Origin of the sequence: Aeromicrobium sp. Leaf272 (genome assembly GCF_001422865.1) — a bacterium.
Classification (GTDB): Bacteria; Actinomycetota; Actinomycetes; order Propionibacteriales; family Nocardioidaceae; genus Aeromicrobium.
The window spans coordinates 387,542-392,748 of record NZ_LMMY01000011.1 but is presented as its reverse complement, the minus strand read 5'-3'; the positions used below and the strand labels follow the sequence as shown (position 1 = coordinate 392,748).

The 5,207-nt window shown below is 69.2% G+C and carries 3 protein-coding genes and 2 pseudogenes; all 5 read left to right on the top strand.

The window, feature by feature from the left end; genetic code table 11:
• Positions 1-11: 11 nt before the first annotated feature.
• A pseudogene (locus ASF38_RS19315) lies at positions 12-867 on the top strand (enoyl-CoA hydratase/isomerase family protein); the annotation flags it as partial.
• Between the two features lie 42 nt (positions 868-909).
• Positions 910-1,992 carry a 3-hydroxyacyl-CoA dehydrogenase family protein gene (locus tag ASF38_RS19310; protein ID WP_369815188.1) on the top strand — a complete coding sequence of 361 codons (1,083 nt, stop codon included), beginning with the start codon at positions 910-912 and terminating at the stop codon, positions 1,990-1,992.
• A 109-nt stretch (positions 1,993-2,101) separates the two neighbouring features.
• Positions 2,102-3,423 (top strand): annotated as a pseudogene (locus tag ASF38_RS19760) (alanine/glycine:cation symporter family protein); the annotation flags it as partial.
• 479 nt (positions 3,424-3,902) lie between these two features.
• Positions 3,903-4,470, top strand: a 568-nt coding sequence (locus ASF38_RS19755; RefSeq protein WP_369815182.1) for an ABC transporter substrate-binding protein, incomplete at its 5' end; no start/stop codon positions are given.
• Positions 4,467-5,207: iron ABC transporter permease (locus ASF38_RS17175; protein ID WP_235497575.1), on the top strand; the 741-nt coding region annotated here is incomplete at its 3' end. The genes ASF38_RS19755 and ASF38_RS17175, both read left to right, overlap by 4 nt.

Here is a 5,207-nt window from a genome sequence, read left to right as displayed (position 1 = left end):
CCGTCGACCGTCTGGTCGACGACATCGCCAAGGACGCCGACGCCGTCAAGGGCGTCATCATCTCCTCGGCGAAGAAGACCTTCTTCGCCGGTGGCGACCTCAAGCTGATGACGCAGGCCACCCCGGCCGACGCGCAGAAGCTGTTCGACAACGTGGAGGGCATCAAGGCCACGCTCCGCAAGCTCGAGACCTCCGGCAAGCCCGTCGTCGCCGCCATCAACGGCGCCGCGCTCGGCGGTGGCCTGGAGATCGCGCTCGCGGCCCACCACCGCATCGCGGCCGACGTCCGGCTCGAGGTCGGCCTGCCCGAGGTGACCCTCGGCCTGCTGCCCGGCGGCGGAGGCGTGACCCGCACCGTGCGCATGTTCGGCCTGCAGGACGCGCTCATGAACATCCTGCTCCAGGGTCCGCGCATGCAGCCGGCCAAGGCCAAGGAGATCGGCCTCATCGACGAGATCGTCCCCGCCGACGAGCTGCTCTCCGCAGCGAAGGCGTGGATCGAGTCGGTCCAGGGCGACGCCGACGCGGCCACGCAGCCGTGGGACCGCCAGGGCTACCGCATGCCCGGTGGGACCCCGTCGAACCCGAAGCTGGCCGCCAACCTGCCCGCGTTCCCGGCCATGCTGCGCAAGCAGACCAAGGGCGCGCCCTACAAGGCGCCGCGCAACATCCTCGCGGCTGCCGTCGAGGGTGCGCAGGTCGACTTCGAGACCGCGAGCCGCATCGAGTCCCGCTACCTGGTGGAGCTCCTCGTCGGCCAGCAGTTCAAGAACATGACGCAGGCGTTCTTCTTCGACCTCGGCTCGATCAACGCCGGTGGCTCGCGTCCGGCGGGCGTGGAGCCCAAGAAGTTCACCAAGGTCGCCGNCGCGCGAGGCGGCCGAGAAGGGCAAGGCCTACAGCGAGAAGCTGCTGGCCAAGAAGCTCGAGCGCGGTCGCACCACGCAGGAGAAGGTCGACGCCTTCCTCGCGCGCATCACGCCCACCGACGACTACGCCGACCTGGAGGGCTGCGACCTCGTCGTCGAGGCCGTCTTCGAGTCGGTCAAGCTCAAGCACGAGGTCTTCGGCGAGATCCAGAAGGTCGTCAAGCCCGACGCCCTGCTCGGCTCGAACACGTCGACGCTGCCCATCACCGGCCTGGCCGAGGGGGTGGAGCGTCCGCAGGACTTCATCGGCATCCACTTCTTCTCCCCGGTCGACAAGATGCCGCTCGTGGAGATCATCGCCGGTGAGCAGACCGACGACGCCGCGATCGCCGGCGCGCTGGACTACGTGCAGCAGATCCGCAAGACGCCGATCGTCGTCAACGACAGCCGCGGCTTCTTCACCAGCCGCGTCATCGGCACCTTCGTCAACGAGGGCATCGGCATGCTGTCCGAGGGCGTCGACCCGGTCTCCATCGAGCGGGCCACCACCATCGCGGGCTTCCCCGCGCCGGTGCTCCAGCTCAGCGACGAGCTCAACCTCGAGCTGATGACGAAGATCCGCAACGAGTCCAAGGCGGCCGTCGAGGCCGAGGGCGGCACGTGGGTCTCCGACCCGGGCGAGCAGATCATCGACACGATGATCGAGCTGGGCCGGCCGGGCCGCCTGAAGGGTGCGGGCTTCTACGACTACGAGGACGGCAAGCGCGTCGGCCTCTGGTCGGGCCTGCGGGAGCAGTTCCCGACGGCCGAGACGCAGCCCGACTTCGAGGACCTCAAGGAGCGTCTGACGTTCCGCATGAGCCTCGAGACGATCAAGTGCCTCGAGGAGGGCGTGCTGCGCACGGTGCCCGACGCGAACATCGGCTCCATCTTCGGCATCGGCTTCCCGGCCCTGCAGGGTGGCGCGATCCAGTACGTCAACGGCTACGAGGCTGCCGACGGATCGATCGGCGTCGAGGCGTTCACGCGTCGCGCGCAGGAGCTGGCCGCCACCTACGGCGACCGCTTCGAGCCCCCGGCGCTGCTGCTGGAGAAGGCGAAGAACGGCGAGAAGTTCGCCTGACCACACCTCGACGAGGCCCCCACGACCCTGCGGTCGTGGGGGCCTCGTCATGAGGTGACGATCCGGTGTAGGACTTGCGTGACGTAGCCACTTCCGTTGAAGTGGCCCGATGGACGTCACCGGCATCGAACGGGCCATCGACGGATTCTTCGCTCCTGCAGCGGACGTCGTCTCGAGCATCATCTTCTTCGAGCTGACGATCGGCGGGATCGCGTTCCCGCTCATCGTCTTCTGGCTCGTGGCGGGCGCACTGGTCTTCACCATCGCCTTCCGCGGCCCGCAGACGTGGGGGGTGGGACACGCGATCGAGCTGGTGCGTGGCAAGTTCGGCAGCAAGGACGACCCGGGCGAGGTCTCGCACTTCCAGGCGCTCGCGTCGGCGGTGTCCGGCACGGTGGGTCTGGGCAACATCGCCGGTGTCGCCGTCGCGGTGACCCTGGGCGGTGCAGGTGCGACCTTCTGGATGATCGTGGCGGGTCTGCTCGGCATGGCCACCAAGTTCGTGGAGTGCACGCTCGGCGTGAAGTACCGCGTGGAGCACGAGGACGGCACCGTCAGCGGTGGTCCCTTCCGCTACCTGCCCATCGCGTTCGAGCGGTTCGGTGCGGCAGTGGCCACGGTCCTGACCGGCGTCTTCGCCGTCGCGATCTTCTTCTTCGGTGCCGTCGGCGGCAACATGTTCCAGGCCAACCAGACCTACGCGCAGGCCAAGAACGTGACCGGCGGCGAGGACGGCTTCCTCGGCTCCGACGGTGCGGCGCTCGCGTTCGGCATCGTCCTCGCGCTGCTCGTCGGCCTCGTGATCATCGGCGGCATCAAGTCGATCGGCCGGGTGACCGAGAAGCTGGTGCCCGCCATGGCCATCGTCTACGTCACCGCCTGCCTCGTGGTGATCGGCGCGAACATCACCAACCTGCCCGACGCGTTCGGCCAGATCATCGGCGGTGCGTTCTCGCCCGAGGGCGTGACCGGCGGTGTCGTCGGCGTGCTGATCATCGGCTTCCAGCGTGCGGCGTTCTCGAACGAGGCCGGCGTCGGCTCGGCGCCCATCGCCCACTCGGCGGTCAAGACGAGCCGTCCGGCGAGCGAGGGCTTCGTGGCGCTCCTGGAGCCGTTCATCGACACCGTGATCATCTGCACCATGACCGCGCTCGTCATCGTCATCGCCGAGCCGCAGAGCTGGCTCGACGGCAAGGCCGCGGTGGCCGCCGGCGACTCGCCGAACCCCGACGGCGTGGTGCTCACGTCGGACGCGTTCGAGACGGTCGTTCCGTGGTTCCCGTACGTGCTGGCGATCGCGGTGGCGTTGTTCGCCTTCTCGACCCTCATCACGTGGGCCTACTACACGCAGAAGGCCTGGACGCACCTGTTCGGCCGCTCGCAGCTCACCGAGCGACTCTTCCAGGTGATCTTCTGCGTGTTCACCGTGTTNCCTGCTCCTGCCGGTGGTGCGCCGGGAGGTGCGCCAGTACTGGGCGGACAAGAAGGCCGACCGGCTGGTGCGCGCCGACTCCTGAGTCGACGCGTTCCGGGACGGGGCCCGGGACGTGACGGCTCTCACGTCGCTTGCAGAGATGAGGCTTGCCTAAGTTAGTGTGTCCTTCGGAATCGTCCCCGAAAGGACTCCCGATGACCCTGCGTCCCCCCATCGTCCTGGCCGCCGCGGCCGCCCTCGTGNNNNCCTCCGGCGACGGCAAGACCTACACCGCGGAGAAGATGCCCGAGCGGATCATCGCGCAGGGTGAGGCCGCCGCCGCGCTCATCGCACACGGCATCGAGCCGGTCGGCATCTTCATCAACCAGCCGCTCGAGGACACGAAGGCGCTCGAGGGCGTCGACGTGTCGGGCATCCCGATCCTCGGCGAGACCTGGGGCACGATCGACGCCGAGAAGGCCGCGGCGCTGAAGCNCGGCAAGCTCGCCCAGGTCGTCGGGCCCACCGCCGACCAGTCGGTCGAGGAGATGCTCGACGGCTTCGAGGAGCTCTCCGAGTCCCTGGGCGCCGACCTCGACTCCGAGCAGATCGCCACCGACAAGGCCACGTTCGAGGCGGCGCGCGACCGGTTCAAGGACACCGTGGCGAAGGCCGAGGGCCTGTCCGTCCTCGGCGTCTCGCCCGCCGACGACCTGCTCTACGTCGCGGTGCCGAAGCACTCCGCCGAGCTGGCCGACTTCAGCCGCTACGGGCTCGACATCACCGTGCCGGACTCCCCGGACCCGGACTTCCCGTACTGGGAGAACCTGTCGTGGGAGAACGCCGACAAGTACCAGCCCGACCTCATCCTCATGGACGACCGCACCTACGACCAGGCCATGAAGATCGTCGCGAAGCAGCCCACGTGGACGAAGGTCAAGGCTGCCGAGGCCGGGGCGGTCACCCCGTGGCCCGCCTTCTGGATCAGCACGTACCGCGCCTACGCCGAGCAGCTCGACATCCTCAGCGACGTGGTCGAGAAGGCCGACCCGGACCTCACGTGAGCACCACGCTCCAGCGCTCGACGTCGACCGAGGCGCCCGCGCCCCGGCACCGGTCGGCGGCGGGCCTCGGCGTGGGCGTGCTCGTGCTGCTCGGGGTGCTCGCGGTCGTCACGTTCGTCAGCATCACCATCGGGGCACGCGGCGTGGGTCTGGGCACGATCTGGACGGCCTTCACCGACTACGACCGGGCGTCGGCCGAGCAGACGGTCATCCGGGAGCTGCGGGTTCCGCGCACCCTGCTCGGCCTGCTCGTCGGGGCGGCCCTCGGCCTCGCGGGTGCGCTGCTGCAGGGCGTCACGCGCAACCCCCTCGCCGACCCCGGGATCATGGGCATCAACATGGGTGCGGCCACCGGCATCGTCGTGGCCGTCATGGTCCTCGACGGCATCAGCCAGTCCGCGTCGGTGTGGGTGGGCTTCGCGGGGGCCGGCATCGCCACCGTGGTGGTCTACGGCGTCGCGTCGTTCGGCCGCGAGGGAGCCACGCCGGTGAAGCTCGCGCTCTCCGGCGCCGCCGTGAGTGCCGCGCTCTACTCCGTCACCACCGGCATCACCATGACCGACGTCGGCGCGCTCAACGAGCTGCGCTTCTGGCAGGTCGGCTCCCTCAGCGGCCGGTACCTTCCGGTGCTCGAGCAGACCTACCCGTTCCTGGTGGCCGGCATCGTCGTGGCGATGCTGCTGGGTCGCGCCCTCAACGGACTGGCGCTCGGCGACGACCTGGCCGTGGCCCTCGGC